This is a genomic window from Pseudomonas sp. S3_E10, from assembly GCF_054667615.1.
On the sequence record NZ_CP162743.1, the window covers coordinates 5,098,115 to 5,121,340 of the forward strand.

The 23,226-nt window shown below is 61.1% G+C and carries 27 protein-coding genes; 11 read left to right on the forward strand and 16 right to left on the reverse strand.

The features are described from left to right. Positions 1 to 24: 24 nt before the first annotated feature. Positions 25 to 2,295: an ATP-dependent Clp protease ATP-binding subunit ClpA gene (gene clpA, locus AB4N98_RS23375; RefSeq protein ID WP_460148944.1), complete on the forward strand. Its 2,271-nt coding sequence runs from the start codon at positions 25 to 27 to the stop codon at positions 2,293 to 2,295. Between the two features lie 186 nt (positions 2,296 to 2,481). On the opposite strand, the gene infA is transcribed toward clpA, so the two are convergent. From infA to aat, 3 genes are all read right to left on the reverse strand, one after another. Then, complete coding sequence (gene infA / locus AB4N98_RS23380) at positions 2,482 to 2,700, reverse strand: translation initiation factor IF-1 (protein ID WP_002553999.1); 219 nt, start codon at positions 2,698 to 2,700, stop codon at positions 2,482 to 2,484. Between the two features lie 100 nt (positions 2,701 to 2,800). Then, a complete protein-coding gene (locus tag AB4N98_RS23385) occupies positions 2,801 to 3,508 on the reverse strand; it encodes an arginyltransferase (RefSeq protein ID WP_017527193.1) in 708 nt (235 codons plus the stop codon). A 56-nt stretch (positions 3,509 to 3,564) separates the two neighbouring features. Beyond that, positions 3,565 to 4,245, reverse strand: coding sequence for a leucyl/phenylalanyl-tRNA--protein transferase (gene aat, locus AB4N98_RS23390; protein WP_017527194.1), 681 nt, complete (start codon positions 4,243 to 4,245; stop codon positions 3,565 to 3,567). Positions 4,246 to 4,730: 485 nt separating this feature from the next. On the opposite strand from aat, the gene ftsK reads away from it, so the two are divergent. From ftsK to cysG, 6 genes are read left to right on the forward strand one after another with little or no spacing between them, the layout of a single operon-like run. After that, positions 4,731 to 7,136, forward strand: a complete 2,406-nt coding sequence (gene ftsK / locus AB4N98_RS23395) for a DNA translocase FtsK (protein WP_017527195.1) — start codon at positions 4,731 to 4,733, stop codon at positions 7,134 to 7,136. Positions 7,137 to 7,190: 54 nt separating this feature from the next. Continuing rightward, positions 7,191 to 7,814 (forward strand): outer membrane lipoprotein chaperone LolA, encoded by a 624-nt coding sequence (lolA, locus tag AB4N98_RS23400; protein WP_003174700.1) that lies wholly within the window; start codon positions 7,191 to 7,193, stop codon positions 7,812 to 7,814. Between the two features lie 27 nt (positions 7,815 to 7,841). Next, entirely contained in the window at positions 7,842 to 9,167 is a 1,326-nt protein-coding gene (locus tag AB4N98_RS23405) for a replication-associated recombination protein A (protein WP_017527196.1), read from the forward strand. Next, on the forward strand, positions 9,164 to 9,538 hold the full coding sequence (crcB, locus tag AB4N98_RS23410; protein WP_017527197.1) for a fluoride efflux transporter CrcB: 375 nt from the start codon (positions 9,164 to 9,166) through the stop codon (positions 9,536 to 9,538). The genes AB4N98_RS23405 and crcB overlap by 4 nt, the downstream gene beginning before the upstream one ends. A gap of 16 nt (positions 9,539 to 9,554) precedes the next feature. Beyond that, complete coding sequence (gene serS, locus AB4N98_RS23415; RefSeq protein ID WP_017527198.1) at positions 9,555 to 10,835, forward strand: serine--tRNA ligase; 1,281 nt, start codon at positions 9,555 to 9,557, stop codon at positions 10,833 to 10,835. Next, complete coding sequence (cysG, locus tag AB4N98_RS23420) at positions 10,836 to 12,230, forward strand: siroheme synthase CysG (RefSeq protein ID WP_017527199.1); 1,395 nt, start codon at positions 10,836 to 10,838, stop codon at positions 12,228 to 12,230. It begins immediately after the preceding gene. A 107-nt stretch (positions 12,231 to 12,337) separates the two neighbouring features. Here cysG and AB4N98_RS23425 read toward each other — a convergent pair whose 3' ends face one another. The 6 genes from AB4N98_RS23425 to tusD all read right to left on the reverse strand — a co-directional run bounded on the left by AB4N98_RS23425 (position 12,338) and on the right by tusD (position 15,774). Continuing rightward, positions 12,338 to 13,333, reverse strand: a complete 996-nt coding sequence (locus AB4N98_RS23425) for a glutathione S-transferase family protein (RefSeq protein WP_017527200.1) — start codon at positions 13,331 to 13,333, stop codon at positions 12,338 to 12,340. 88 nt (positions 13,334 to 13,421) lie between these two features. Then, complete coding sequence (locus AB4N98_RS23430) at positions 13,422 to 14,423, reverse strand: glycosyl transferase family protein (RefSeq protein ID WP_135196787.1); 1,002 nt, start codon at positions 14,421 to 14,423, stop codon at positions 13,422 to 13,424. Further along, entirely contained in the window at positions 14,420 to 14,755 is a 336-nt protein-coding gene (locus tag AB4N98_RS23435; RefSeq protein WP_068937039.1) for a TusE/DsrC/DsvC family sulfur relay protein, read from the reverse strand. The genes AB4N98_RS23430 and AB4N98_RS23435 overlap by 4 nt, the downstream gene beginning before the upstream one ends. After that, positions 14,752 to 15,030 (reverse strand): sulfurtransferase complex subunit TusB, encoded by a 279-nt coding sequence (tusB, locus tag AB4N98_RS23440; RefSeq protein ID WP_068937038.1) that lies wholly within the window; start codon positions 15,028 to 15,030, stop codon positions 14,752 to 14,754. Before tusB ends, AB4N98_RS23435 begins: the two co-directional genes overlap by 4 nt. Continuing rightward, positions 15,030 to 15,380 (reverse strand): sulfurtransferase complex subunit TusC, encoded by a 351-nt coding sequence (gene tusC, locus AB4N98_RS23445; RefSeq protein WP_068937037.1) that lies wholly within the window; start codon positions 15,378 to 15,380, stop codon positions 15,030 to 15,032. The genes tusB and tusC overlap by 1 nt, the downstream gene beginning before the upstream one ends. Before the next feature lies 1 nt (position 15,381). Next, positions 15,382 to 15,774, reverse strand: coding sequence for a sulfurtransferase complex subunit TusD (gene tusD, locus AB4N98_RS23450; RefSeq protein WP_065877414.1), 393 nt, complete (start codon positions 15,772 to 15,774; stop codon positions 15,382 to 15,384). A 157-nt stretch (positions 15,775 to 15,931) separates the two neighbouring features. Here tusD and AB4N98_RS23455 point away from each other — a divergent pair, with 157 nt between their 5' ends. Continuing rightward, entirely contained in the window at positions 15,932 to 17,107 is a 1,176-nt protein-coding gene (locus AB4N98_RS23455; protein WP_065877413.1) for a CaiB/BaiF CoA transferase family protein, read from the forward strand. A gap of 40 nt (positions 17,108 to 17,147) precedes the next feature. On the opposite strand, the gene AB4N98_RS23460 is transcribed toward AB4N98_RS23455, so the two are convergent. Both AB4N98_RS23460 and AB4N98_RS23465 read right to left on the reverse strand, forming a co-directional pair. Next, entirely contained in the window at positions 17,148 to 17,642 is a 495-nt protein-coding gene (locus AB4N98_RS23460; RefSeq protein WP_017527207.1) for a SprT family zinc-dependent metalloprotease, read from the reverse strand. 128 nt (positions 17,643 to 17,770) lie between these two features. Next, positions 17,771 to 18,373, reverse strand: coding sequence for a Yip1 family protein (locus AB4N98_RS23465; protein ID WP_017527208.1), 603 nt, complete (start codon positions 18,371 to 18,373; stop codon positions 17,771 to 17,773). Positions 18,374 to 18,734: 361 nt separating this feature from the next. Between AB4N98_RS23465 and ttcA the strand changes: the two genes are divergently transcribed. Next, positions 18,735 to 19,559: a tRNA 2-thiocytidine(32) synthetase TtcA gene (gene ttcA, locus AB4N98_RS23470; protein WP_017527209.1), complete on the forward strand. Its 825-nt coding sequence runs from the start codon at positions 18,735 to 18,737 to the stop codon at positions 19,557 to 19,559. Positions 19,560 to 19,627: 68 nt separating this feature from the next. Then, entirely contained in the window at positions 19,628 to 20,299 is a 672-nt protein-coding gene (locus tag AB4N98_RS23475; RefSeq protein ID WP_065877411.1) for a DNA-3-methyladenine glycosylase I, read from the forward strand. Here the strand turns inward: AB4N98_RS23475 and AB4N98_RS23480 are convergent. From AB4N98_RS23480 to arsC, 3 genes are read right to left on the reverse strand one after another with little or no spacing between them, the layout of a single operon-like run. Next, positions 20,293 to 20,715 (reverse strand): DUF2069 domain-containing protein, encoded by a 423-nt coding sequence (locus AB4N98_RS23480; protein WP_017527211.1) that lies wholly within the window; start codon positions 20,713 to 20,715, stop codon positions 20,293 to 20,295. The genes AB4N98_RS23475 and AB4N98_RS23480 overlap by 7 nt on opposite strands. Continuing rightward, positions 20,699 to 21,256, reverse strand: a complete 558-nt coding sequence (gene wrbA, locus AB4N98_RS23485; RefSeq protein WP_460063957.1) for an NAD(P)H:quinone oxidoreductase — start codon at positions 21,254 to 21,256, stop codon at positions 20,699 to 20,701. Before wrbA ends, AB4N98_RS23480 begins: the two co-directional genes overlap by 17 nt. Before the next feature lie 53 nt (positions 21,257 to 21,309). Beyond that, entirely contained in the window at positions 21,310 to 21,663 is a 354-nt protein-coding gene (arsC, locus tag AB4N98_RS23490; RefSeq protein ID WP_017527213.1) for an arsenate reductase (glutaredoxin), read from the reverse strand. A 115-nt stretch (positions 21,664 to 21,778) separates the two neighbouring features. Between arsC and AB4N98_RS23495 the strand changes: the two genes are divergently transcribed. Next, the gene (locus AB4N98_RS23495; protein WP_017527214.1) at positions 21,779 to 22,240 is read left to right on the forward strand and encodes a TlpA family protein disulfide reductase; all 462 of its coding nucleotides are present in this window, start codon (positions 21,779 to 21,781) and stop codon (positions 22,238 to 22,240) included. 74 nt (positions 22,241 to 22,314) lie between these two features. Here the strand turns inward: AB4N98_RS23495 and AB4N98_RS23500 are convergent, their stop codons facing one another. Both AB4N98_RS23500 and AB4N98_RS23505 read right to left on the reverse strand, forming a co-directional pair. Then, complete coding sequence (locus AB4N98_RS23500) at positions 22,315 to 22,719, reverse strand: META domain-containing protein (RefSeq protein WP_137219759.1); 405 nt, start codon at positions 22,717 to 22,719, stop codon at positions 22,315 to 22,317. After that, entirely contained in the window at positions 22,716 to 23,156 is a 441-nt protein-coding gene (locus AB4N98_RS23505; protein ID WP_065877407.1) for a hypothetical protein, read from the reverse strand. The genes AB4N98_RS23500 and AB4N98_RS23505 overlap by 4 nt, the downstream gene beginning before the upstream one ends. Positions 23,157 to 23,226 lie beyond the last annotated feature (70 nt).

Sequence of the window (23,226 nt, forward strand, 5' to 3'; positions counted from 1 at the left end):
ACCACTTGGGTATGAGGTGAAGCTATGTTAAACCGCGAGCTCGAAGTCACCCTCAATCTTGCCTTCAAGGAGGCTCGTTCGAAGCGTCATGAATTCATGACCGTCGAACACCTTTTGCTGGCACTTTTGGACAATGAAGCTGCCGCCACCGTGTTGCGTGCGTGCGGCGCCAACCTCGACAAACTCAAGCATGACCTGCAGGAGTTTATCGACTCCACCACGCCACTGATCTCCGTGCATGACGAGGACCGCGAAACCCAGCCGACCCTGGGCTTCCAGCGGGTATTGCAGCGCGCTGTGTTCCACGTACAGAGCTCCGGTAAGCGTGAAGTCACTGGCGCCAATGTGCTTGTGGCGATCTTCAGCGAACAGGAAAGCCAAGCAGTGTTCCTGCTCAAGCAGCAGAGCGTTGCCCGCATCGATGTCGTCAACTACATCGCCCACGGTATCTCCAAGGTGCCTGGGCACGGCGATCATTCCGAGGGTGAGCAGGATATGCAGGACGACGAGGGCGGTGAGTCTTCTTCTTCAAGCAACCCGCTGGATGCCTATGCCAGCAACCTCAACGAGCTGGCGCGTCAGGGGCGGATCGATCCGCTGGTGGGGCGTGAGCTTGAGGTTGAGCGTGTAGCGCAGATCCTGGCGCGTCGTCGCAAGAACAACCCATTGCTGGTGGGCGAGGCGGGTGTGGGTAAAACCGCGATTGCCGAAGGTCTCGCCAAGCGTATTGTCGACAACCAGGTCCCGGACCTGCTGGCCAACAGTGTCGTCTACTCCCTTGATCTGGGTGCGTTGCTCGCCGGGACCAAATATCGCGGCGATTTCGAGAAGCGCTTCAAGGCGCTGCTCGGTGAACTGAAAAAACGCCCACAGGCGATCCTGTTTATCGATGAGATCCATACGATCATTGGTGCCGGTGCGGCATCCGGTGGCGTGATGGACGCCTCCAACCTGCTCAAGCCATTGCTGTCGTCGGGTGATATCCGCTGCATCGGCTCGACCACGTTCCAGGAATTCCGTGGGATCTTCGAAAAAGACCGTGCCCTGGCGCGTCGCTTCCAGAAAGTCGACGTCTCCGAGCCTTCGGTCGAAGACACCATCGGCATCCTGCGCGGGCTCAAGGGGCGTTTTGAGGCGCACCATGGCATCGAGTACACCGATGAGGCGCTACGTGCCGCTGCGGAGCTTGCGTCGCGCTACATCAACGACCGTCACATGCCGGACAAGGCTATTGACGTGATCGATGAAGCGGGTGCCTATCAGCGCTTGCAGTCGGTCGAGAAGCGGGTGAAGCGCATCGATGTACCTCAGGTCGAGGATATCGTGGCGAAGATCGCGCGGATTCCGCCAAAACACGTCACCAGCTCCGACAAGGAGTTGCTGCGTAACCTGGAGCGCGACCTCAAGCTGACCGTGTTCGGCCAGGATGCGGCTATCGACTCGCTGTCTACCGCGATCAAGTTGTCGCGTGCGGGCCTCAAATCGCCGGACAAGCCTGTTGGTTCGTTCCTGTTCGCCGGTCCTACCGGTGTCGGCAAGACCGAGGCGGCGCGGCAGTTGGCCAAGGCCATGGGCATTGAGCTGGTGCGGTTCGACATGTCCGAGTACATGGAGCGCCACACTGTGTCGCGCCTGATCGGTGCGCCTCCGGGCTATGTCGGCTTCGACCAGGGCGGTCTGTTGACCGAGGCAATCACCAAGCAACCCCATTGCGTATTGTTGCTCGATGAAATCGAAAAGGCCCACCCGGAAGTCTTCAACCTGCTGTTGCAGGTCATGGATCACGGGACCCTGACCGACAATAACGGGCGCAAGGCGGACTTTCGCAACGTGATCGTGATCATGACCACTAACGCCGGTGCCGAAACGGCTGCGCGGGCTTCGATCGGCTTTACGCATCAGGATCACTCCTCCGATGCGATGGAAGTGATCAAGAAGAGCTTCACGCCGGAGTTCCGTAACCGTCTGGACACCATTATCCAGTTTGGTCGCCTCAGCCATGAGGTTATCAAGAGCGTGGTGGACAAGTTCCTTACCGAGCTTCAGGCGCAGTTGGAAGACAAGCGCGTGCAGTTGGATGTAACCGACGCGGCGCGCAACTGGCTGGCGGAGGGTGGTTACGACGCGGCAATGGGCGCGCGCCCAATGGCACGTCTGATCCAGGACAAGATCAAGCGGCCATTGGCCGAAGAGATCCTGTTTGGCGAACTGTCCGACCATGGTGGCGTGGTGCATATCGACCTGAAGGATGGCGAGCTGACCTTCGAGTTCGAAACCACGGCTGAAATGGCCTGATAGCGGGTTGCAACAAAGCAAAAGGCGCCGAAAGGCGCCTTTTTGCTGCCTTGGAATACGGTCATCAAAACAATTACATATCAAATGTGGGAGGGGCTTGCCCCCTCCCACAGAATTGCTCAGTGCTTGAGAAATCCTATGCACACAAAAACGCCCGGCATAACCGGGCGTTTTGTATTGACTTGCTTAGCGAGCGCGGTAAGTGATGCGCCCTTTGCTCAAGTCATAGGGCGTCAGCTCGACGCGCACTTTGTCACCGGTAAGAATACGAATGTAGTTCTTGCGCATCTTGCCGGAGATATGCGCGGTTACGACGTGCCCATTTTCCAACTCCACACGAAACATGGTGTTGGGCAGGGTGTCGACGACAGTGCCTTCCATTTCGAAGCTGTCTTCTTTCGACATGCAGTAAAGCCCTCGGTATCCAGTGAATGGCCCGGTGCAACTGCGCCAGGCAAAAGCGGCGTGCATTGTGCCCGAAAAAGGGTGTTTAAGCCAAGGGGTTCTAGTTAAGCGTGACCCATCTTTGATTAATCAGTAGCTCAATGGGCCGATATTGGGTCTTGTAGTTCATCTTTTTGCAGTTTTTTATCCAATATCCGAGGTACACCGCCTCCAGTTCCAGGCGCAGCGCCTCGCCGATTTGCCACAGGATCGCAAAGCGCCCGAGGCTACGGCGCTCCTCGGCCGGCTCGTAGAAGGTATAGACCGCCGAAAGGCCGTTCGGCAGCAAATCGGTCACCGCCACGGCCACCAGGCGGCCGTCCGCACGAAACTCGTAGAACCGCGAAAAGGGCAGGTCGCGCACCAGAAACGTTGAAAACTGGTCGCGGCTGGGCGGGAACATATCGCCGTCGGCGTGCCGTTGCTCGATATAGCGTTGGTAAAGATCGAAATACTCTTCGGTAAAGCGTGGCTTGCTCGACGTCACTGTCAGGTCGGCGTTGCGCTTGAGAATGCGCTTCTGGTTGCGGTCCGGCAGAAACTGAGCCACGGGAATGCGAGCCGGCACGCAGGCATTGCAGTTCTGGCAATGGGGCCGGTACAGATGATCGCCACTGCGCCGAAACCCCATTTCCGAGAGATCGGCGTACACGTGCACGTCCATAGGCTGGCTGGGGTCGAGGAACAGCGTGGTGGCCTGCTCGTCGGGCAGATAGCTGCAAGAGTGGGGTTGAGTGGCATAGAACTTCAAACGCGCCAACTCGGTCATGATCAACCCTCGGGGTAAGCTTTGAAATAAGTGTAAGCCAGGTGGGCGAATGTCGCCTACGAAACCCACGGCCCAGAGCTGGGTTGGTCCAGATGGTTGCGCAGAAAGCCGGCGAAGTCGCTGCGCGATATGGCGCGAGCGCCCAGGCTGTGCAGGTGATCATTGGGCATCTGGCAGTCGATCAGCACAAAACCCCAGGCCTTCAGTTGCCCGACGAGCGTGGCAAAGCCGAATTTGGAGGCGTTGTCGGCGCGGCTGAACATCGACTCCCCGAAAAACAACTGGCCCATCGCCAAACCATACAGGCCGCCCACCAGCTTGCCGTCGTCCCACACCTCCACCGAATGCGCGTAGCCGCGTTGGTGCAGTTCCAGGTAGGCAGCTTGTATGCCTTCGGTGATCCAGGTGCCATCGGCATACGCGCGCGGCGCGGCGCAGGCCTGGATAACGGCGGCGAAGTCCTGGTCGAAGGTCACGCGGTAACGCTGCTGGCGCAACAGTTTACCCAGGCTGCGCGATACATGCAGTTCGTCCGGAAAGATCACCGTGCGTGGGTCCGGCGACCACCAGAGGATCGGCTGACCCTGTGAGAACCACGGAAAGCAGCCGTGGCGGTAGGCTTGCACCAGCCGCTCGGCCGACAGGTCGCCGCCCGCGGCCAGCAGGCCGTTGGGTTCGCGCATGGCTTTGGCCAGCGGTGGGAAGGTCAGGGAGTCGCGTTGTAACCAAGTCAGCATGGTATCCAGGCTTACGGAAGGGGAGGGGAGTGGCAGGGATGGCGCCTGCCCCAAACGTGTTGATTATTGTCGACGCAGCGCCATCGGGCCAGCCCGAATCAGCCATGAAGGTGGATTAGCGTGAGCGGGTGTTTCTGCAACTCTATGCCTGAGGCGTGGTCGTAATCGGGTCTGAGCCATGCAGGCCATTTGCCAAGCTGGCCTGGATTGGTAAAAACAGCTCATAAGCCTTTGTCAGCAAAGACAATGCATGCTCAAATTGAGCACCTTATGACACGCCAATTGACTGGGCTGCCGGCTGAGTGGCAGGGCGTGGCATCGGAGACACAAACCCGTACAATGCGGCCATTGTGGCGTTATCGCCGTTTCGTGAATCAATCGCGCAGTGTTAAAAGTAGATCGTTCATTTTTCAGCTGCTCGGATTGGGCAGTATGTATCGTCATTTAACAGATGGACGCGCTAAAGGCGCAGGAATAGACCCGTTTTGAAGAAATCCACCGCAGCACCCAAGACAGTCGTGCCGGCCTGGCGCCAGCACCTGCATTATCGCCTCAAGGAAGGTGCGCTGATCGCGATCGGCGCGTTGTGCCTGTTCCTGATCATGGCGTTGCTCACCTATGGCAAGGACGATCCGGGCTGGAGCCACAACAGCAAGATCGACGATGTGCAGAACTTCGGCGGGCCGGTGGGCTCCTACAGCGCCGATATCCTGTTCATGGTGCTCGGTTACTTCGCTTACATCTTTCCCTTGCTGCTGGCGATCAAGACCTGGCAGATCTTCCGCCAGCGCCACGAGCCGTGGCAATGGAGCGGCTGGCTGTTTTCCTGGCGCCTGATCGGCCTGGTGTTCCTGGTGCTCTCCGGCGCGGCGCTGGCGCATATTCATTTCCATGCGCCTACCGGCCTGCCGGCGGGCGCGGGCGGGGCGCTGGGCGAAAGCCTTGGCGACCTGGCGCGCAAGACCCTGAATATCCAGGGCAGCACCTTGATGTTCATCGCGTTGTTCCTGTTCGGCCTTACGGTGTTCACTGACCTGTCGTGGTTCAAGGTGATGGACGTGACCGGCAAGATCACCCTTGACCTGCTGGAGCTGTTCCAGGGCGCCGCCAATCGCTGGTGGGCGGCCCGTGTCGAGCGCAAGCGCATGGTCGCGCAACTGCGTGAAGTCGACACCCGCGTCAACGAGGTGGTGGCCCCAAGTACGCCGGACCGCCGCGAGCAGGCCAAGGTCAAGGAACGCCTGATCGAACGCGAGCAGGCCCTGAGCAAGCACATGTCGGACCGCGAGAAGCAGGTGCCGCCGGTGATCGCTCCCGCGCCGCCCAAGGCCCCCGAGCCGAGCCATCGCGTGCAGAAAGAGAAGCAGGCGCCACTGTTTGTCGACAGCGCGGTTGAAGGCACCTTGCCGCCCATCTCGATTCTTGACCCGGCTGAAAAGAAACAACTCAATTATTCCCCGGAATCCCTGGCGGCCGTCGGCCACCTGCTGGAAATCAAGCTCAAGGAATTCGGCGTCGAGGTCTCGGTTGACTCAATCCACCCCGGCCCGGTGATCACCCGTTACGAAATCCAGCCGGCCGCCGGTGTGAAAGTCAGCCGCATCTCCAACCTGGCCAAGGACCTGGCCCGCTCCCTGGCCGTGACCAGCGTGCGTGTGGTGGAGGTGATTCCCGGCAAGACCACTGTGGGTATCGAGATCCCTAACGAAGACCGCCAGATCGTGCGCTTCTCAGAGGTGCTGTCGACGCCGGAATACGACAACTTCAAATCGCCGGTCACCCTGGCGCTGGGTCACGATATCGGCGGCAAGCCGGTGATCACTGACCTTGCAAAAATGCCTCACTTGTTGGTGGCCGGTACCACCGGTTCCGGTAAGTCGGTGGGCGTGAACGCGATGATCCTGTCGATTCTGTTCAAGTCCGGCCCGGATGACGCCAAGCTGATCATGATCGACCCGAAGATGCTGGAACTGTCGATCTACGAAGGCATTCCGCACCTGCTCTGCCCGGTGGTCACCGACATGAAGGACGCCGCCAACGCCCTGCGCTGGAGCGTTGCCGAGATGGAACGCCGCTACAAGCTGATGGCGAAGATGGGCGTGCGCAACCTGTCGGGCTTCAACGCCAAGGTCAAGGAAGCCCAGGACGCCGGCACGCCGTTGACCGACCCGCTGTACAAGCGCGAAAGCATCCACGACGAAGCGCCATTGTTGAGCAAGCTGCCGACCATCGTGGTCGTGGTCGATGAATTCGCCGACATGATGATGATCGTCGGCAAGAAGGTTGAAGAACTGATCGCCCGTATCGCCCAGAAGGCGCGAGCGGCCGGTATCCACTTGATCCTCGCCACCCAGCGCCCATCGGTGGATGTGATCACCGGTCTGATCAAGGCCAACATCCCGACGCGCATGGCGTTCCAGGTATCAAGCAAGATCGACTCGCGCACCATCATCGACCAGGGCGGCGCCGAGCAATTGCTGGGCCATGGTGACATGCTCTACATGCCGCCAGGCACCAGCCTGCCGATCCGCGTGCACGGCGCCTTTGTCTCCGACGATGAGGTTCACCGCGTGGTGGAAGCCTGGAAGCTGCGCGGCGCCCCGGAATACAACGACGATATCCTGGCGGGTGTCGAAGAGGCCGGCAGTGGCTTCGACGGCGGCAGCGGCGGTGGCGACGATGACGCCGAGACCGACGCGCTGTACGACGAAGCCGTGGCATTCGTGCTGGAAAGCCGCCGGGCCTCGATTTCCGCCGTGCAGCGCAAGCTGAAGATCGGCTATAACCGCGCTGCCCGCATGATCGAAGCCATGGAACACGCCGGCGTCGTCACCGCAATGAACACCAACGGCTCGCGTGAAATCATCGCCCCCGGGCAGATGCGCGACTGATCCCGTGCCGCGTGGCAATACGCGGCACGTCCTGACTACTCAATGAGGACTCCCATGCGCTTTATCCGCATGCTGTTGTTGCCGGCCCTGGCCCTGACCGCTGTTTCGGCTCACGCTGACCCGGCTTCGGTGGCCAGCCTGAAGAACCTGCTGGACAAATCCCAGACCCTGACCGCGCGCTTCTCCCAGCTGACCCTGGATGCCGGTGGCACCCAGTTGCAGGAAACCGCGGGGGAGATGGCCGTGCAGCGCCCAGGGCTGTTCTACTGGCACACCGAGGGCAAGGCCGAGCAGACCATCGTTTCCGATGGCCAGAAGGTTACCCTGTGGGACCCGGACCTGGAGCAGGCCACCATCAAGAAGCTGGACCCACGCCTGAACCAGACTCCAGCGCTGCTGCTGTCGGGTGATGTGTCGAAAATCAACGACAGCTTTGACATCACCTCCAAGCAAACCAGCAACGTCATCGAGTTCACCCTCAAGCCCAAATCCAAGGACACGCTGTTTGACACGCTGTCCCTGTCGTTCGGCAACGGCGTGATCAACAACATGCGCCTGGTCGACAGTGTGGGCCAGCGCACCGATATCCTGTTCAGCGGGGTCAAGGCCAACCAGCCGGTACCTGCGTCCAAGTTCAAGTTCGACATCCCCAAGGGTGCCGACGTGATCCAGGAATAAACTGCCCAGAGGTTTCAAACGCTGCCCATGGACCTGTTTCGAAGTGACCCGATTGCCCAGCCCCTGGCCGCACGCTTGCGCTCGACCAACCTGGATGAGTACGTCGGTCAGGAACACCTGCTCGCTCGCGGCAAGCCTTTGCGCGAAGCCCTGGAGCAGGGTGCGCTGCATTCGATGATTTTCTGGGGGCCGCCGGGGGTGGGTAAAACCACCCTGGCACGGCTGCTGGCGAAAGTCTCGGATGCGCACTTTGAAACAGTCTCGGCGGTGCTGGCCGGGGTCAAGGAGATCCGCCAGGCGGTGGAGGTCGCCAAACAGCAGGCTGGGCAGTACGGCAAGCGCACGATTCTGTTTGTCGACGAAGTGCACCGCTTCAACAAGTCGCAGCAGGATGCGTTCCTGCCCTATGTTGAGGACGGCACGCTGATCTTTATCGGCGCCACCACCGAAAACCCCTCGTTCGAACTGAACAATGCCTTGCTCTCGCGAGCGCGGGTCTATGTGCTCAAGAGCCTGGATGAAGGGGCGATGCAAAAGCTGCTGCAGCGTGCCTTGAGCGAAGACAAAGGCCTGGGCAAGCGCCAACTGAGCGTCAGCGACGAAGGCTTCAAGATCCTGCTCACCGCCGCCGATGGCGACGGCCGACGTTTTCTCAACCTGCTGGAGAACGCCTCCGACCTCGCCGAAGATGGCAGCGAAATTGGCGTCGACCTGTTGCAGAGCCTGCTCGGTGACACCCGTCGTCGTTTCGATAAGGGCGGCGAAGCCTTCTACGACCAGATCTCGGCGCTGCATAAATCCGTACGCGGCTCCAACCCGGACGGTGCGCTGTACTGGTTTGCGCGGATGATCGACGGCGGCTGCGACCCGTTGTACCTGGCCCGCCGCGTGGTACGCATGGCCAGCGAAGACATCGGCAACGCCGACCCCCGCGCACTGAGCCTGTGCCTGGCCGCGTGGGACGTGCAGGAACGCCTCGGCAGCCCGGAAGGCGAGTTGGCGGTAGCGCAGGCCATCACTTATCTGGCCTGCGCGCCAAAAAGCAACGCGGTGTACATGGGCTTCAAGTCGGCCCTGCGTGCGGCGGCCGAACACGGCTCCCTCGAAGTGCCGATGCACCTGCGCAATGCGCCGACCAAGTTGATGAAGCAACTGGGCTACGGTGATGAATACCGCTACGCCCACGATGAACCGGACGCCTATGCCGCCGGTGAAGACTACTTCCCCGATGAGCTTGAGCCCTTGCCGCTCTACCAGCCGGTGCCCCGTGGCCTGGAGTTGAAGATCGGTGAGAAGCTCAATCATCTGGCCGCACTCGATCGTTTAAGTCCCAGGCAGCGGAGAAAATCATGATTCCCTTGGTGGTCGCCGTCTCGGCGGGCGGTATCGCGGGTACACTGCTGCGCTTTGCGACGGGTAATTGGATCAGCGCGAATTGGCCCAAGCACTTCTATACCGCGACGCTGGCCGTTAATATCGTGGGCTGCCTGTTGATCGGCGTTTTATATGGCCTGTTCCTGGTGCGCCCCGAAGTACCGATTGAGGTGCGCGCCGGGCTGATGGTTGGCTTTCTTGGCGGCCTGACGACCTTTTCATCCTTTTCACTGGATACCGTACGCCTGCTGGAAAGCGGGCAAGTGCCGCTGGCGATTGGCTACGCTGCCATCAGTGTATTCGGCGGGCTGCTCGCCACCTGGGCCGGCCTGTCCTTGACCAAACTTTGATAAACGAGAGACCGACATGCTCGATTCCAAACTGTTACGTAGCAACCTTCAGGACGTAGCGGACCGCCTGGCATCCCGTGGCTTTGCCTTGGATGTTGCGCGCATCGAAGCGCTGGAAGAACAGCGCAAGACCGTCCAGACCCGCACCGAAGCACTGCAGGCTGAGCGTAATGCGCGTTCCAAGTCCATCGGTCAGGCCAAGCAGCGCGGCGAAGACATCGCGCCGTTGATGGCGGACGTCGAGCGCATGGGCACCGAGCTGTCCGACGGCAAGGTCGAGCTGGAGGGCATTCAGTCCGAGCTGGATTCGATCCTGCTGGGCATCCCTAACCTGCCGCACGAGTCCGTGCCGATTGGCGAAGACGAAGACGGCAACGTCGAAGTGCGCCGCTGGGGCACGCCAAAAGCCTTTGATTTCGAGATCAAGGACCACGTCGCCCTGGGCGAATTGACCGGTGGCCTGGACTTTGAGACCGCCGCCAAAATGTCTGGTGCGCGCTTTGCGCTGCTGCGCGGCCCGATTGCGCGCATGCACCGTGCCCTGGCGCAGTTCATGATCAACCTGCACACCGGCGAACATGGCTACGAAGAGGCCTACACGCCTTACCTGGTTCAGGCGCCCGCACTGATGGGCACCAGCCAGTTGCCGAAGTTCGAAGAGGACCTGTTCAAGATCAGCCGCGATGGCGAAGCCGATCTGTACCTGATCCCGACGGCCGAAGTGTCGCTGACCAATATCGTGGCCGGCGAGATCCTCGACGCCAAGCAACTGCCGATCAAGTTCGTCGCCCACAGCCCGTGCTTTCGCAGTGAAGCCGGTGCGTCGGGGCGTGACACGCGCGGCATGATCCGTCAGCACCAGTTCGACAAAGTCGAGATGGTCCAGGTGGTTGAACCGTCGACCTCCATGCAAGCCCTGGAAGGCCTGACCGCCAACGCCGAACGCGTGCTGCAACTGCTGGAGCTGCCGTACCGCGTCCTGGCGCTGTGCACCGGCGACATGGGCTTCAGCGCCGTGAAGACCTACGACCTCGAAGTATGGGTGCCGAGCCAGGACAAGTATCGCGAGATCTCGTCGTGCTCCAACTGCGGTGATTTCCAGGCCCGTCGCATGCAGGCGCGTTTCCGCAACCCGGAAACCGGCAAGCCGGAACTGGTACACACCCTTAACGGCTCCGGTCTGGCAGTAGGCCGTACGCTGGTCGCCGTGCTGGAAAACTACCAGCAGGCGGACGGTTCGATCCGTGTGCCGCAGGTGCTCAAGCCTTACATGGCGGGCGTCGAGGTCATCCGCTAAATGGAATTTCTGCCGCTGTTTCATAACCTGCGCGGCAGTCGCGTGCTGGTGGTCGGTGGTGGGGAGATTGCCTTGCGCAAATCCCGGCTGCTGGCCGACGCCGGTGCCGTGCTGCGAGTGGTTGCTCCCCAGATCGAAGACCAGTTGCGTGAGCTGGTGCTGGGCAGTGGCGGGGAACTGATTTTGCGCGGTTATCAGGAGGCCGACCTCGACGGTTGCACCCTGATCATCGCCGCGACCGACGACGAGCCCCTGAATGCGCAAGTCTCCAGCGAGGCCAAGCGTCGTTGCGTACCGGTCAATGTGGTGGACGCGCCGGCCCTGTGCAGCGTGATTTTCCCGGCGATCGTCGACCGCTCGCCGTTGGTGATTGCAGTGTCCAGCGGCGGCGATGCGCCGGTGCTGGCACGCTTGATCCGCGCCAAACTGGAAACCTGGATTCCGTCCACTTACGGCCAATTGGCCGGGTTGGCGGCGCGTTTTCGAGCCCAGGTCAAGGGGCTGTATCCGGACGTGCAGCAGCGCCGTGCGTTCTGGGAAGAAGTGTTCCAGGGCCCGATTGCCGACCGCCAGTTGGCCGGGCAGGGCGACGAGGCCGAGCGCCTATTGATCGACAAAGTCAACGGCGCACCGCCGCACGCGCCGGGTGAAGTCTACCTGGTGGGCGCGGGCCCCGGTGATCCGGACCTGCTGACCTTCCGTGCGCTGCGCCTGATGCAGCAGGCTGATGTGGTGCTGTACGACCGTCTGGTGGCCCCGGCGATTCTTGAGCTATGCCGACGTGATGCCGAGCGTGTGTACGTCGGCAAGCGTCGCGCGGACCATGCCGTGCCGCAGGACCAGATCAACCAGCAACTGGTGGATTTGGCCAGGCAGGGCAAGCGCGTGCTGCGCCTCAAGGGCGGCGACCCGTTTATTTTTGGGCGCGGTGGCGAAGAGATCGAGGAACTGGCGGCCCACGGCATCCCGTTCCAGGTGGTGCCGGGCATTACGGCCGCCAGCGGCTGCGCGGCGTATGCCGGGATTCCGCTGACCCACCGTGACTATGCGCAGTCGGTACGCTTTATCACCGGTCACCTGAAGAACGGTACTTCGGATCTGCCTTGGCAGGACCTGGTCGGGCCCTCACAAACGCTGGTGTTCTACATGGGCTTGATTGGCTTGCCGATCATCTGTGAGCAGTTGATCAAGCATGGACGCGCCGCCGATACCCCGGCGGCGTTGATCCAGCAGGGCACCACGTCCAACCAGCGCGTGTTCACCGGCACCCTGGCGGACTTGCCTCGCATGGTGGCGGAGCATGAAGTGCATGCGCCGACACTGGTGATCGTGGGTGAGGTGGTGGTATTGCGCGAGAAACTGAAGTGGTTTGAAGGCGCTCAGTCCCAGGTGTGAGGCTTAAAAGCATCGGGAGCAAGCCACCTCCCACCTTTGGAACGCATTCCAGGTGTGGGAGGTGGCTTGCTCCCGATGCGGCCATCCATCACACCCTATCTTTTGGATCAGCTCCAAACCCCTGAACCCACCAGCCGCGCCCGATCATGCTTGCCCTCAAACCGCTGCAACGGCCCTTTCGGCACAATTGCCGTCGGATTGATCGTCCGATGGCTGGCGTAGTAATGCCCCTTGATGTGCTCGAAATCCACGGTCTCGGCCACGCCAGGCCACTGGTACATCTCCCGCAGCCAATTGGACAGGTTCGAATAGTCCGCGATCCGCCGCAGATTGCATTTGAAGTGGCTGTAATACACCGCATCAAAGCGAATCAGCGTGGTAAACAAGCGCACGTCAGCCTCGGTCAGGTGTTCGCCGGCCAGGTAACGATGGTCGTCCAGGTGCCGTTCCAGATGATCCAACTCGGCAAACACATCATCAAACGCGCTTTCATACGCTTGCTGTGATGTGGCGAAGCCTGCGCGATATACGCCGTTGTTTACGGCCGGGTAGATGCGTTCGTTCAACGAATCGATGGTTGCGCGCAGCGGCTGGGGGTAGAAATCCAGCGTGTTGCCGGTCAGCCCGTTGAACGCGCTGTTGAACATGCGAATGATCTCGGCGGATTCATTGCTCACAATGCGCTTGAGCTGCTTGTCCCACAGCACGGGCACGGTGACGCGGCCGGTGTAGTCGGCCGTGTCGGCGGTGTAGCGCTGGTGCATATAGGTAAAGTCGTCGAGGGCATCGCCGGTGGAACCGTGAGCCTTATCGAACGTCCAGCCGTTTTCCAGCATTAGCCAGCTGACCACGGACACGTCGATCAAGCTTTCCAGGCCCTTGAGCTTGCGCATGATCAGCGTGCGGTGGGCCCAAGGGCACGCCAAGGACACGTAGAGGTGATAGCGACCGGCCTCGGCCTTGAAGCCACCTTCGCCGCTCGGGCCAGGCTGGCCATCGGCGGTCACCCAGTGGCGGCGCTGGGCCTGTTCGCGCTGGAAGGCGCCGTCCGCGCTACTTTCGTACCACTGGTCTTTCCAGTGTCCTTCGATCAGCAAACCCATGATTGGCTCCTCAACTAATAAGCGTTGGAGCCCAGTCTAAAGGGATGAGTTCGAACTAAAAGCGCAAAGACTGCGGGTGAATAATCGATTAAATCGATCTGTCCCGTGCATCCCAGTACTGCCGGGCCAATTCGAACGCCTGTTCCCGTGATTGCCCCAGGCCACGCAAGGCCAGGGCCATGGTGGCGATCAGCGCCAGTTGCGGGTAGCTGTCCTCGACGTCGCCACGCCACAGCGCTTTTAGATGCTCGGGTTCCAGGGTCGCCGGTTTGACGTGGCGCTGGGCGGAGAGGGCGGGCCATTCTTCATCCCAGCTTGCGCCGCCGGTGGTGCCGTAGAGGTGGCTGGCCGTGTCCGGGTTGATCTCGATTTCGCCGCCGTCACCCTTCACCACAATCACGTTGTCGCCAAGCAGGCCGCTGGCATCGCGGTGAACGCCCTGATAACCCGGATGGAAAATACTTTGCAGGCCGCAGCGCGCATTCAGCGGGTTGAGCAGGCGCGCCAGGGAGTGGATCGGCGAGCGCAGGCCCAGGGTGTTGCGCAGGTCGATCATGCGTTGCAACTGCGGCGCCCAGTCGCCCAGCGGGATAAATGCCAGGTTGCCTTGCTCGTAGGCACTTTCGACCTGCTGCCAATTGCGGCACAGCGGGATCTGCAGGGTGTGCAGCAATTGCTCGGTGTACAACCGGCCGGCCGTATGAGCGCCGCCGCCGTGCATGAGAATGCGCACGCCGTTGTGTGCCAGGCATTTGGCCGCCAGCAGGAACCACGGCAGATGGCGTTTTTTACCGGCGTAGGTCGGCCAGTCGATAGCCACATTCAGCGCGGGTGCGTTCAAGCGTTCGCGCACGGCTTCGGTGAAACCGGCGAGCTCTTCCGGGCTTTCTTCCTTGTGGCGCAGCAGCATGAGGAAGGCGCCGAGCTGGGTGTCTTCGACTTTTTCGTCGAGCAGCATGCCCATGGCTTCGCGAGCTTCCTCGCGGGTGAGGTTGCGCGCGCCGCGCTTGCCTTTGCCCAGGATGCGCACGAACTGCGCAAACGGGTGCTCGGCCGGTGTTTCAAGAGTGAGTGGGGCAAAGTCGGTCATAAGCAATTCGTCGGCCGGGGCAGGCCCGCCAGCTTGGCGGCGAGTTTGGCGGGAGTGCCATTGAACAGTTTGTTGAGATGCAGGCTGTTGCCCTTTTCCGGGCCCAGCTTCAGGGCGGTGTACTTGATCAGCGGGCGGGTGGCCGGGGACAGCTGGTACTCGGCATAAAACCCGCGCAGCAGTTCAAGGATTTCCCAGTGGGCCGGGGTCAGTTCCAGGTGTTCGGCGGCGGCCAGGGCATGGGCCACCTCGTGAGACCAATCGTTCAGGTCGACGAGATAGCCGTCCTTGTCCAGTTCGAGGCGGCGCCCGCCCAGGGTCAGGGTGTTCATAGCCAGGTGTTGACCTTGTCGTAGTCGATCGACAGTTGCACGAAACCTGGGAAGTCCACGCTGTCGGCCCAGTCCGGCAGCGGCAGATTGCGCGCCTGCATGTCTTCGCTCAGCACGAACACCTTCACGCCCTGGGTTTGCAGGGCCGCACTGTGCAGCGCATAGGCGCCATCGCCGCAGAGCAGGATCGCGTCCCTGTTGCCGCACACACGCAGGCAACTGTCGAGGCGGCTATCGGTAAACGGGGAATGAGACAGCACATGTAAAGTCGACATCAGAGGGTAATCACCTGGTCGTAACGGTCAATCAGCTTGGAGATAGCGTCGCTGTCCAGCGGCTGGGCGCTGGCGGGCGGGGCGAGCCCGCGTTCGGCCAAGCTGTGGCGGCAGGCGAACACTTCTTCGACGCCAAACAGCTCCAGCGCCTGCAGATTGGCACTCAAGTCTTTTTGCTGCACGGCCTTGGCGTTCTGGTGCGGTGCCAACTGGAACACGCCATCGTCCATAAACAGCAGGCCGATGGGCAGATCAAACGCGCCACCGGCCAACACGATATCCAGCGCCTCGCGCGCGCTCGGCCCGGACCACGGCGCCTGGCGACTGATCACCAATAAGGATTTGGACATGTCACGGCCCTCCAAAACAGATCAGGCGGTCGGCAGCCTGGATCGCATCATGCAACTGCCCCAGGCCCGACAGCGCCCACGGCGCGTCCAGGTTGATCGCGCTGCGTTGATAGCGCGTGGCCTCTTCGCTGTTGAGCACGCCACGGCGCAACGCGGCGGCGATGCACACCACGCCGTCGAGCTGGTGTTGGCTGACGAACTCACGCCATTGTCGGGCAATGTCTTGCTCATCCTGGGGCGCAACGATGGTGTTGGATGCGCTGTACACGCCATCCTGATAAAAAAACAGCCGCACAATCTCGTGGCCGCCGGCCAGCGCCGCCTGGGCGAACAGCAAGGCGCGGCGCGAGGAGGGTGCGTGGGCCGCGGAATACAAGGCAATCGCAAACTTCATGGAACACTCGGCAAGCAAACGTGAGCCAATGATAAAGCCGCCGCCGCGAAAAAGCCCGCCGTGATCAAAACGGTCACTGCCGGTGACTGTTCCGGCGATTGCCGGTAGGGCCAAGGCTGCCTAGTCTGTGGTCAGTCGAATCGCAAATGGAGTTCGTATGTCAGGTCCCTTGGCGTCCCTCAAAGTGTTGGATTTTTCTACCTTGCTGCCCGGCCCGTTCGCATCGTTGATGCTCGCGGACATGGGCGCCGAGGTGCTGCGTATCGAATCGCCCACGCGTATGGACCTGTTGCGTGTGCTGCCGCCCCATGACCGGGGCACGTCGGCGGGCCATGCCTACCTCAACCGCAATAAGCGCAGCCTGGCGCTGGACCTCAAGCAGCCCGAAGCGCTGGAGATCGTGCGCGCGCTGGTCACAGGCTACGACATCGTGCTGGAACAGTTTCGCCCCGGCGTGATGGAGCGCCTGGGCCTGGGGTATGAGGCGTTGAAGGCGATCAACCCAAGGTTGATCTATGTGTCGATCACCGGCTATGGCCAGACCGGCCCCTATAAGGATCGTGCCGGCCACGATATCAACTACCTGGCCCTGGCGGGGCTGGCCAGCCACACCGGGCGCCAGGGCAGCGGGCCGTTGCCGTTGGGCGTGCAACTGGCGGACGTGGGCGGCGGTTCTTTGCACGCGGTGGTGGGGTTGTTGGCGGCGGTGATCGCCCGACAGCAGAGCGGGGTGGGGCAATACCTGGATGTGAGCATGACCGACTGCTCATTCAGCCTCAACGCTATGGCGGGTGCGGGTTACCTGGCGTGCGGAGTAGAGCCTGGGTGGGAAAAACACGCGCTCAATGGGGGCAGCTTCTACGATTACTACCGATCCCGCGATGGCCGCTGGATGTCGGTCGGCAGCCTGGAGCCGGCGTTTATGCAGCAGTTATGCATGGCGTTAGGGCGGCCCGAGTTGGCTGCGTGGGGCCTGGACCCGGAGCGACAACCGGCGCTGAAACAGGCGTTGCAGGTGGAATTCGAGACGCGCAGTTTTGACGAACTGTGTGTGCTGTTTGCCGAGCTGGATGCGTGTGTGGAGCCCGTGTTGAGTTTCGCCGAGGCGGCGGAACATCCCCAATTGAAAGCGCGCGAACTGGTGAGCCAAGTACCCCGGGGCGATGGCTCGACACAGGCGCAACTGGCCTGCCCGCTGAAGTTTTCCGAGGGGTTGCCGGCGCCTCGGCATATGGGTGTCGCGGTGGGTGCGCACAGTGATGAGGTGTTGGCGCAGTTGGGGCTGAGTGCTCAGCGCATAGCCGAACTGCGGCACGCCAAGGTGGTTGGGTGACTGATCTGGCGCTATCGGGGGCTTGCTCCCGATAAGGTCCCTATTCCACCCGGGTTTCCCCGGTAAACACCAGGGTCTGCCGACACCGCCTGCACAAATACCGCCGCCCCTGGCCCACCATTCCATGGCGCTGCGGCGAAAATGGAAAGTCGCTGTCGGCACACGGGCAACGGTAGATGTAGCGCGTCACCTGGCGGCGTTTCACGGCATAGGTGTGACAACGGTCCGGCGGCAGTTCGTAGACCCCACGCATGATCAATTGCCATTCCTCGCCATGGGGCTGGATGCGTTCGCCGAATAATTGGTGAGCGATCAGGTGCGCCACTTCGTGGGCTACGGTCTGCTTCAGGAAATGTTGGCTGTTTTCACGGTACAGCTGTGGGTTGAAGCGCAGCAGGTTCTCGTGCAAATGCGCGACACCGGCTTTTTGGCCCCGCAGCTTGAGGCTGACCTGGGGGCGTTTGAAGCTTCGTTTGAAAAAGAATTCGGCTTGCAGGAAACACTCTTCGACGCGGGTATTGAGTTGCTCGGGCATGCTGTACCTATCTCCAGAGAGGCCCAGTATGCCGCACAACCGTGTGTTTCCGAATCTGTCAGGCGCCGAATGGTCGTGCATCACGCACAAAGCCACCTTGCGGTGGCTTTGCCTTGGGGGTTGTCGGGTCAGTTGGTATAAATCGGGCCTACGCCCAGGCCCCAGACGATCACGGTGAACGCCATGATCGCTACCAGCACCACAAGGCCTACAGCCAGCACCGAGCTGGAAAACAGAAAGCCTTCGTCCGGATCGATGTTCATGAAGGTCGGCAACCCTACATACAGCAGGTACACCGTGTAGCAGATCGCCGCCGTGCCCACGACCATGCCCAGCCACATATGCGGGTACAGCGCGGCCAGCCCGCCGATAAACAGTGGCGTGGCGGTGTAGGTGGCAAAGGCCACGCAGCGCGCCATGCTGGGGCTGGCATCATAGGTGCGCGCCATCCAATGAATGAAGGCGCCCATCACCGCCACGCCGCCGAGCATGGCCGCGTACGACATGATGGTCATCCATAACGCGCTTTCCTGGGTCAGCATCACCGGCGCGCGGTTGCCGATGACCCAGCCGACCTGGGTGGTGCCGATAAACGCTGAAATCGCGGGGATCGCCGCGAGAATCAGGGTGTGAGTGAAGTACATGTGGCCGATGCTTTCTTCTTTATCGCCACGGATTTCCCGCCATTCCTGGTCGGGATGGGTAAACAGCCCCACGACGTGATGGATCATGCCAGTCACTCCTGTCGTTATTACCATCGCCCCCCATCGGAGCGCCCACGGGCCAAATGGCCTGAAAGGTCTGGATATGTGTGCGACCTCATGTCGCAGTATAGGAAGGTATGACCGGAATGACTGTAGGGCCTTTAGAGCAAATCGCGCTGTAAATACCGGGCGTAATCGCGCCGAGGTCTGTGGCAGGCATGCATTTTAATGGGGGAGGTAGCTTGCTCCCGATGGCAGTGGGTCGGTTAATAAACAGGCGCCCGATATAACGCGTCGGGAGCAAACCCCCGCCCACCATGGAACTCGGTCGTTCATGAAGGTAAAATGCTGCGCTTTTCGTCACACACCTTTAGCGGATCCAAGCGCAATGGGCACTCTCACGGTCAACCAGAACAAACTGCAAAAACGCCTGCGCCGCCTGGCCGGTGAAGCAGTCGCCGATTTTAATATGATCGAGGATGGCGACAAGGTCATGGTTTGCCTCTCTGGCGGTAAAGACAGCTACACCATGCTCGACGTGCTGTTGCACCTGCAAAAGGTCGCGCCGATCAAGTTCGAGATCGTCGCCGTCAACATGGACCAGAAACAACCGGGCTTTCCCGAGCATGTGCTGCCGGCCTATCTGAAAGCACTGGGCATCGAGTACCACATCGTCGAAAAAGACACGTATTCGGTGGTCAAGGAGCTTATTCCGGAAGGCAAGACCACCTGCTCGCTGTGCTCGCGCCTGCGCCGTGGCACGCTCTATACGTTTGCCGACGAAATCGGCGCGACCAAGATGGCCCTGGGTCATCACCGTGACGATATCGTCGAGACCTTCTTTCTGAATATGTTCTTCAACGGCTCGCTCAAGGCCATGCCGCCCAAGCTGCGTGCCGACGACGGACGCAATGTGGTGATTCGCCCACTGGCGTATTGCAACGAGAAGGACATCCAGGCCTACTCCGACCTCAAGCAGTTCCCGATCATCCCGTGCAACCTGTGTGGCTCCCAGGAAAACCTGCAGCGCCAGGTGGTCAAGGAGATGCTGCTGGATTGGGAAAGCAAGACGCCAGGCCGTACCGACAGTATCTTTCGCAGCCTGCAGAACGTGATCCCGTCGCAGTTGGCCGACCGCAACCTGTTCGACTTCACCAGCCTGAAAATTGATGAGACCGCAGCGTCGCGTTTCGTCAATGTTGTGAACCTCTAACGTTTTTCAACGCTCTGAAAGACGGCGCTCACAGGCGCCGTTTTCATTTTCTATCCCCAGGAGAGGGCATGCGCGATTACAAGTGGCTGCACGAATATTGTCTGAACCGCTTTGGTTCAGCGGCCGAGTTGGACGCCCATCTGCCTGTACCCAAGACCCCTGCGCAATTGCGCAGGATCAGTGATGACCGCTATCTGTCTACCCTGGCTTTGCGGGTATTCCGTGCGGGCTTGAAGCACAGCGTGGTGGACGCCAAATGGCCGGCGTTCGAGCAGGTGTTTTTCGGTTTCGACCCGGAAAAAGTCGTGCTGATGGGCGCCGAGCACCTTGAGCGCCTGATGCAGGACACGCGGATCATCCGGCACCTGGGCAAGCTCAAGAGCGTACCGCGCAACGCGCAGATGATCCTCGACATTGAGCAGGAGAAGGGCAGCTTCGGTGCGTTTATCGCCGACTGGCCGGTGACCGACATCGTCGGGTTGTGGAAGTACCTGAGCAAACACGGCCATCAACTGGGCGGGCTGTCGGCGCCGCGTTTCTTGCGCATGGTCGGCAAGGACACGTTCGTGCCGAGCTATGACGTAGTGGCGGCCCTGAACGCACAGAAAATCGTCGACAAGGCCCCCACCAGTCTGCGCGATTTGGCAGCGGTGCAGGGCGCGTTCAACCAGTGGCACGCCGAGAGTGGGCGGCCGATGTGCCAGTTGTCGATGATGCTGGCGTATACGGTGAATCACTGAGGCTCAGGTGAGGCTGCCGCCAGCCGCCGGTTCAACTGATGCCGCCAGCGTACGTACAGCAGCGCCGTACAAAACACCGCCAGACTCGCCAGCATCTCCAGCACCCCGAACCCCTGCCGGTTCGGGTCATAGGCCGCCAGCGCGCCCTTGATGAAATACAGGTTCACCACAAAGCACATCCACGAATGCCCTCGTGCGCTGCCGACCAAGATCCCCGGCGCCAGCACCAGCAGTGGCACCAGTTCGATCAGCAGGATCACCCACGGCCGTGCGCCATGCAGGTCGGCCACAAACAGGTAATACACGCACAACAACCCCACCAGGGCGAAGAACGCCAGCAGGCTCAGCGCCCGAGCAACCTTGACACGCGGCTCCAGCCACGCCTGGGGCGGCAGAACCTTAGGTTTTCTGGCCACGGCCGTTCTCCAGCAGCGTGGCGGTGGTGGCCAGGCGCAGGCCCAAGGCCCGGCACAGCGCGATTTCATGTTGATCGAGCAGGCGCTTGCCGTCTGGCCCGGAATGGTGGCTGGCGCCATACGGCGTGCCGCCGCCTTGGGTGTCGAGCAAGGCTTGTTCGCTGTAGGGCAGGCCGGTAATCAGCATGCCGTGGTGCAACAACGGCAACAGCATCGACATCAGTGTGGTTTCCTGGCCGCCGTGCAGGCTGGCGGTGGACGTAAACACCCCGGCCGGCTTGCCGACCAGCGCGCCGGTGAGCCACAGGTTGCTGGTGCCGTCGAGGAAGTACTTGAGCGGCGCGGCCATGTTGCCGAAACGTGTCGGGCTGCCCAGGGCCAGGCCCGAGCAGTGCTTGAGGTCGTCGAGGCTCGCATACAACGCGCCTTCGTCCGGAATGCTCGGCGCCACGGCTTCACACTCGGTGGAGATCGCCGGCACGGTACGCAAGCGCGCTTCCATCCCGCCTTGCTCGATGCCCCGGGCGATTTGCCGGGCCATTTCACTGACCGAGCCGTTGCGGCTGTAATACAACACCAGCACGTACGCAGTGGTCACGGCAGAATCTCCAGCAGGTTTTCCGGTGGGCGGCCAATGACGGCCTTGTCGGCGGTTTCCAGGATCGGGCGTTCCATCAACTTGGGGTGCGCGGCGATAGCGGCGATCAGTTGCGCTTCGCTGAGGCTGGCGTCGGCCAGGTTGAGGCTTTTGTATTCGTCTTCGCCAGTGCGCAGCAATTGGCGCGCGTTGAGCCCGAGCTTGGCGAGCAGGGCCTTGATTTGCGCGGCGTTCAGTGGGGTTTCCAGGTAGCGCACGACGGTGGGAGTGAGGCCGCGCGCTTCGAGCAGTTCGAGCGCACCGCGGGATTTCGAGCAGCGCGGGTTGTGATAAAGCGTCAGATCGGTCATGTGCGGGTCGCATCTTGCGTAAGGTGGCGAGTATTCTACCCGCGCGGCGCCCCGTCCTTAAACCGTAAGAGGCGATAGCTCGCAGCCAACGTTCATTTTTGCGAAGGATTACCCCATGACAAGTCGACTGATCGGTGCATTGGCGATCATTACAACCCTGCTGCTCAGCGGCTGCGGGAATGACTACGGTGTTGACCAGTACGGTCAGAAAGTCGCGGCCCAACGTTTGGACAAGCAATGGCTGGTGGTCAACTACTGGGCGGAGTGGTGTGGCCCGTGCCGCACGGAAATCCCTGAACTCAACGCCCTGGCCGAACAGCTCAAGGCGCAGAACGTGGGGGTGTTCGGGGTCAACTTCGACAATGTGCAGGGGGAAGAGCTGAAGGCGGCCAGCGACAAACTGGGCATCAAGTTCACCGTGCTGGCGCAGAACCCGGAAGGGATCTTTGATATTCCGCGCAGCGAAGCACTGCCGGTCACCTACATCATCGATGACAAAGGCAAGGTGCGTGAGCAGCTGATGGGTGAGCAGACGGCGCAGGGCGTACTGGCCAAGCTCAAGGCCTTGCGCGGTTAAAGCAACACCTCAAATCAAATGTGGGAGGAGCAAGCCCCTCCCACATTTGGATCTCGATCCAGTCGGAGTCAGGATCAGCCTTCTTCAAGCCACAAGCGAATCGGCTTGCCCTCGGCCGGCCAGAACCGTGTCTGTTCGATCGGCGAGATGTCCCAGCGCTGCACGCCCCGCAGGGCCTGGAAGAAGCGGTTTTCCTGCTCCATCAAGGCTTCGCCGCACAGCTTGCGGGTGCTGCCCAGCGTGCCGAAGGTGAGCGTGTTGCCGTCCAGGGTGTACGGTGCAAACCAGTGGTTGCAACCGCCATTGCCATAGGCGCGACCATCGGCGCCTAGGGTCACGGTCAGGTGCGCGTAATCCATCAATGGCCGCTCACCGATCCACTCCACCACGTAGCTGTGGTCTTGCTTGAGTCTTACCCCGTCACCGGCGCAGCCATTCAGGGCCGCCCCGATGGCGGCGAGCAGCAGCAAGCGTTTCATTGCGCAGCCTGCTGGCATTTCGGGCAGCGGTGCTTGTCGCCTTCGCTGGTCCAGCCCAGTTCTTTGATACGCGCGTTGGCGGCGGGTTGCAGCGGCTCTTTGGTCAGCTTGGTTTCCACCGCGAATTCAAACTCCAGCACGCTGTCGCAGCTGTCGCAGTTGACCTTCCAGGTGTGAATTTCCAATTCGCCGAATTTGGGCCCCTGAGCCATGGCGACCCATTGGCCGGCCGGGCGGATGGAGTAGCGCGCATCGCCTTCGACGGTCAGGCGCATCGACAGGGTTTTACTGCCGCGCAGGGTGACGATCAGTACGTCGCCATGCTTGATCGAACCACCGTTGCCGGTGACTTGGTAACGGCCCGGCACCAGGGCGCGGCATTCGATCAGGGTGTGTTGCGGGCTCAGCAAGCTGAAGCGGAAATCGTGTTCGGCCATGGATCCTCCAAATAGGCGCGGCATCCTATCACGGGTGCCGGCCTATCATGAGCCTGGTATGTGACCGCTG

Excerpts from the sequence above, each read along its gene's own strand:
- arsC (WP_017527213.1), bottom strand. The coding sequence starts at position 21,663 with ATGACCGATCTGACGCTTTATCACAACCCGCGCTGCTCGAAATCCCGC.
- AB4N98_RS23425 (WP_017527200.1), bottom strand. The coding sequence starts at position 13,333 with ATGGGTTTGCTGATCGAAGGACACTGGAAAGACCAGTGGTACGAAAGT.
- cysG (WP_017527199.1), top strand. The coding sequence starts at position 10,836 with ATGGAATTTCTGCCGCTGTTTCATAACCTGCGCGGCAGTCGCGTGCTG.
- ttcA (WP_017527209.1), top strand. The coding sequence starts at position 18,735 with ATGGGCACTCTCACGGTCAACCAGAACAAACTGCAAAAACGCCTGCGC.
- tusD (WP_065877414.1), bottom strand. The coding sequence starts at position 15,774 with ATGAAGTTTGCGATTGCCTTGTATTCCGCGGCCCACGCACCCTCCTCG.
- infA (WP_002553999.1), bottom strand. The coding sequence starts at position 2,700 with ATGTCGAAAGAAGACAGCTTCGAAATGGAAGGCACTGTCGTCGACACC.
- AB4N98_RS23460 (WP_017527207.1), bottom strand. The coding sequence starts at position 17,642 with ATGCCCGAGCAACTCAATACCCGCGTCGAAGAGTGTTTCCTGCAAGCC.
- AB4N98_RS23455 (WP_065877413.1), top strand. The coding sequence starts at position 15,932 with ATGTCAGGTCCCTTGGCGTCCCTCAAAGTGTTGGATTTTTCTACCTTG.
- AB4N98_RS23435 (WP_068937039.1), bottom strand. The coding sequence starts at position 14,755 with ATGAACACCCTGACCCTGGGCGGGCGCCGCCTCGAACTGGACAAGGAC.
- wrbA (WP_460063957.1), bottom strand. The coding sequence starts at position 21,256 with ATGGCCCGGCAAATCGCCCGGGGCATCGAGCAAGGCGGGATGGAAGCG.
- AB4N98_RS23505 (WP_065877407.1), bottom strand. The coding sequence starts at position 23,156 with ATGGCCGAACACGATTTCCGCTTCAGCTTGCTGAGCCCGCAACACACC.
- aat (WP_017527194.1), bottom strand. The coding sequence starts at position 4,245 with ATGCTGACTTGGTTACAACGCGACTCCCTGACCTTCCCACCGCTGGCC.
- AB4N98_RS23405 (WP_017527196.1), top strand. The coding sequence starts at position 7,842 with ATGGACCTGTTTCGAAGTGACCCGATTGCCCAGCCCCTGGCCGCACGC.
- clpA (WP_460148944.1), top strand. The coding sequence starts at position 25 with ATGTTAAACCGCGAGCTCGAAGTCACCCTCAATCTTGCCTTCAAGGAG.
- tusB (WP_068937038.1), bottom strand. The coding sequence starts at position 15,030 with ATGTCGACTTTACATGTGCTGTCTCATTCCCCGTTTACCGATAGCCGC.
- AB4N98_RS23475 (WP_065877411.1), top strand. The coding sequence starts at position 19,628 with ATGCGCGATTACAAGTGGCTGCACGAATATTGTCTGAACCGCTTTGGT.
- AB4N98_RS23465 (WP_017527208.1), bottom strand. The coding sequence starts at position 18,373 with ATGATCCATCACGTCGTGGGGCTGTTTACCCATCCCGACCAGGAATGG.
- crcB (WP_017527197.1), top strand. The coding sequence starts at position 9,164 with ATGATTCCCTTGGTGGTCGCCGTCTCGGCGGGCGGTATCGCGGGTACA.
- AB4N98_RS23495 (WP_017527214.1), top strand. The coding sequence starts at position 21,779 with ATGACAAGTCGACTGATCGGTGCATTGGCGATCATTACAACCCTGCTG.
- serS (WP_017527198.1), top strand. The coding sequence starts at position 9,555 with ATGCTCGATTCCAAACTGTTACGTAGCAACCTTCAGGACGTAGCGGAC.
- tusC (WP_068937037.1), bottom strand. The coding sequence starts at position 15,380 with ATGTCCAAATCCTTATTGGTGATCAGTCGCCAGGCGCCGTGGTCCGGG.
- AB4N98_RS23385 (WP_017527193.1), bottom strand. The coding sequence starts at position 3,508 with ATGACCGAGTTGGCGCGTTTGAAGTTCTATGCCACTCAACCCCACTCT.
- AB4N98_RS23500 (WP_137219759.1), bottom strand. The coding sequence starts at position 22,719 with ATGAAACGCTTGCTGCTGCTCGCCGCCATCGGGGCGGCCCTGAATGGC.
- lolA (WP_003174700.1), top strand. The coding sequence starts at position 7,191 with ATGCGCTTTATCCGCATGCTGTTGTTGCCGGCCCTGGCCCTGACCGCT.
- AB4N98_RS23430 (WP_135196787.1), bottom strand. The coding sequence starts at position 14,423 with ATGACCGACTTTGCCCCACTCACTCTTGAAACACCGGCCGAGCACCCG.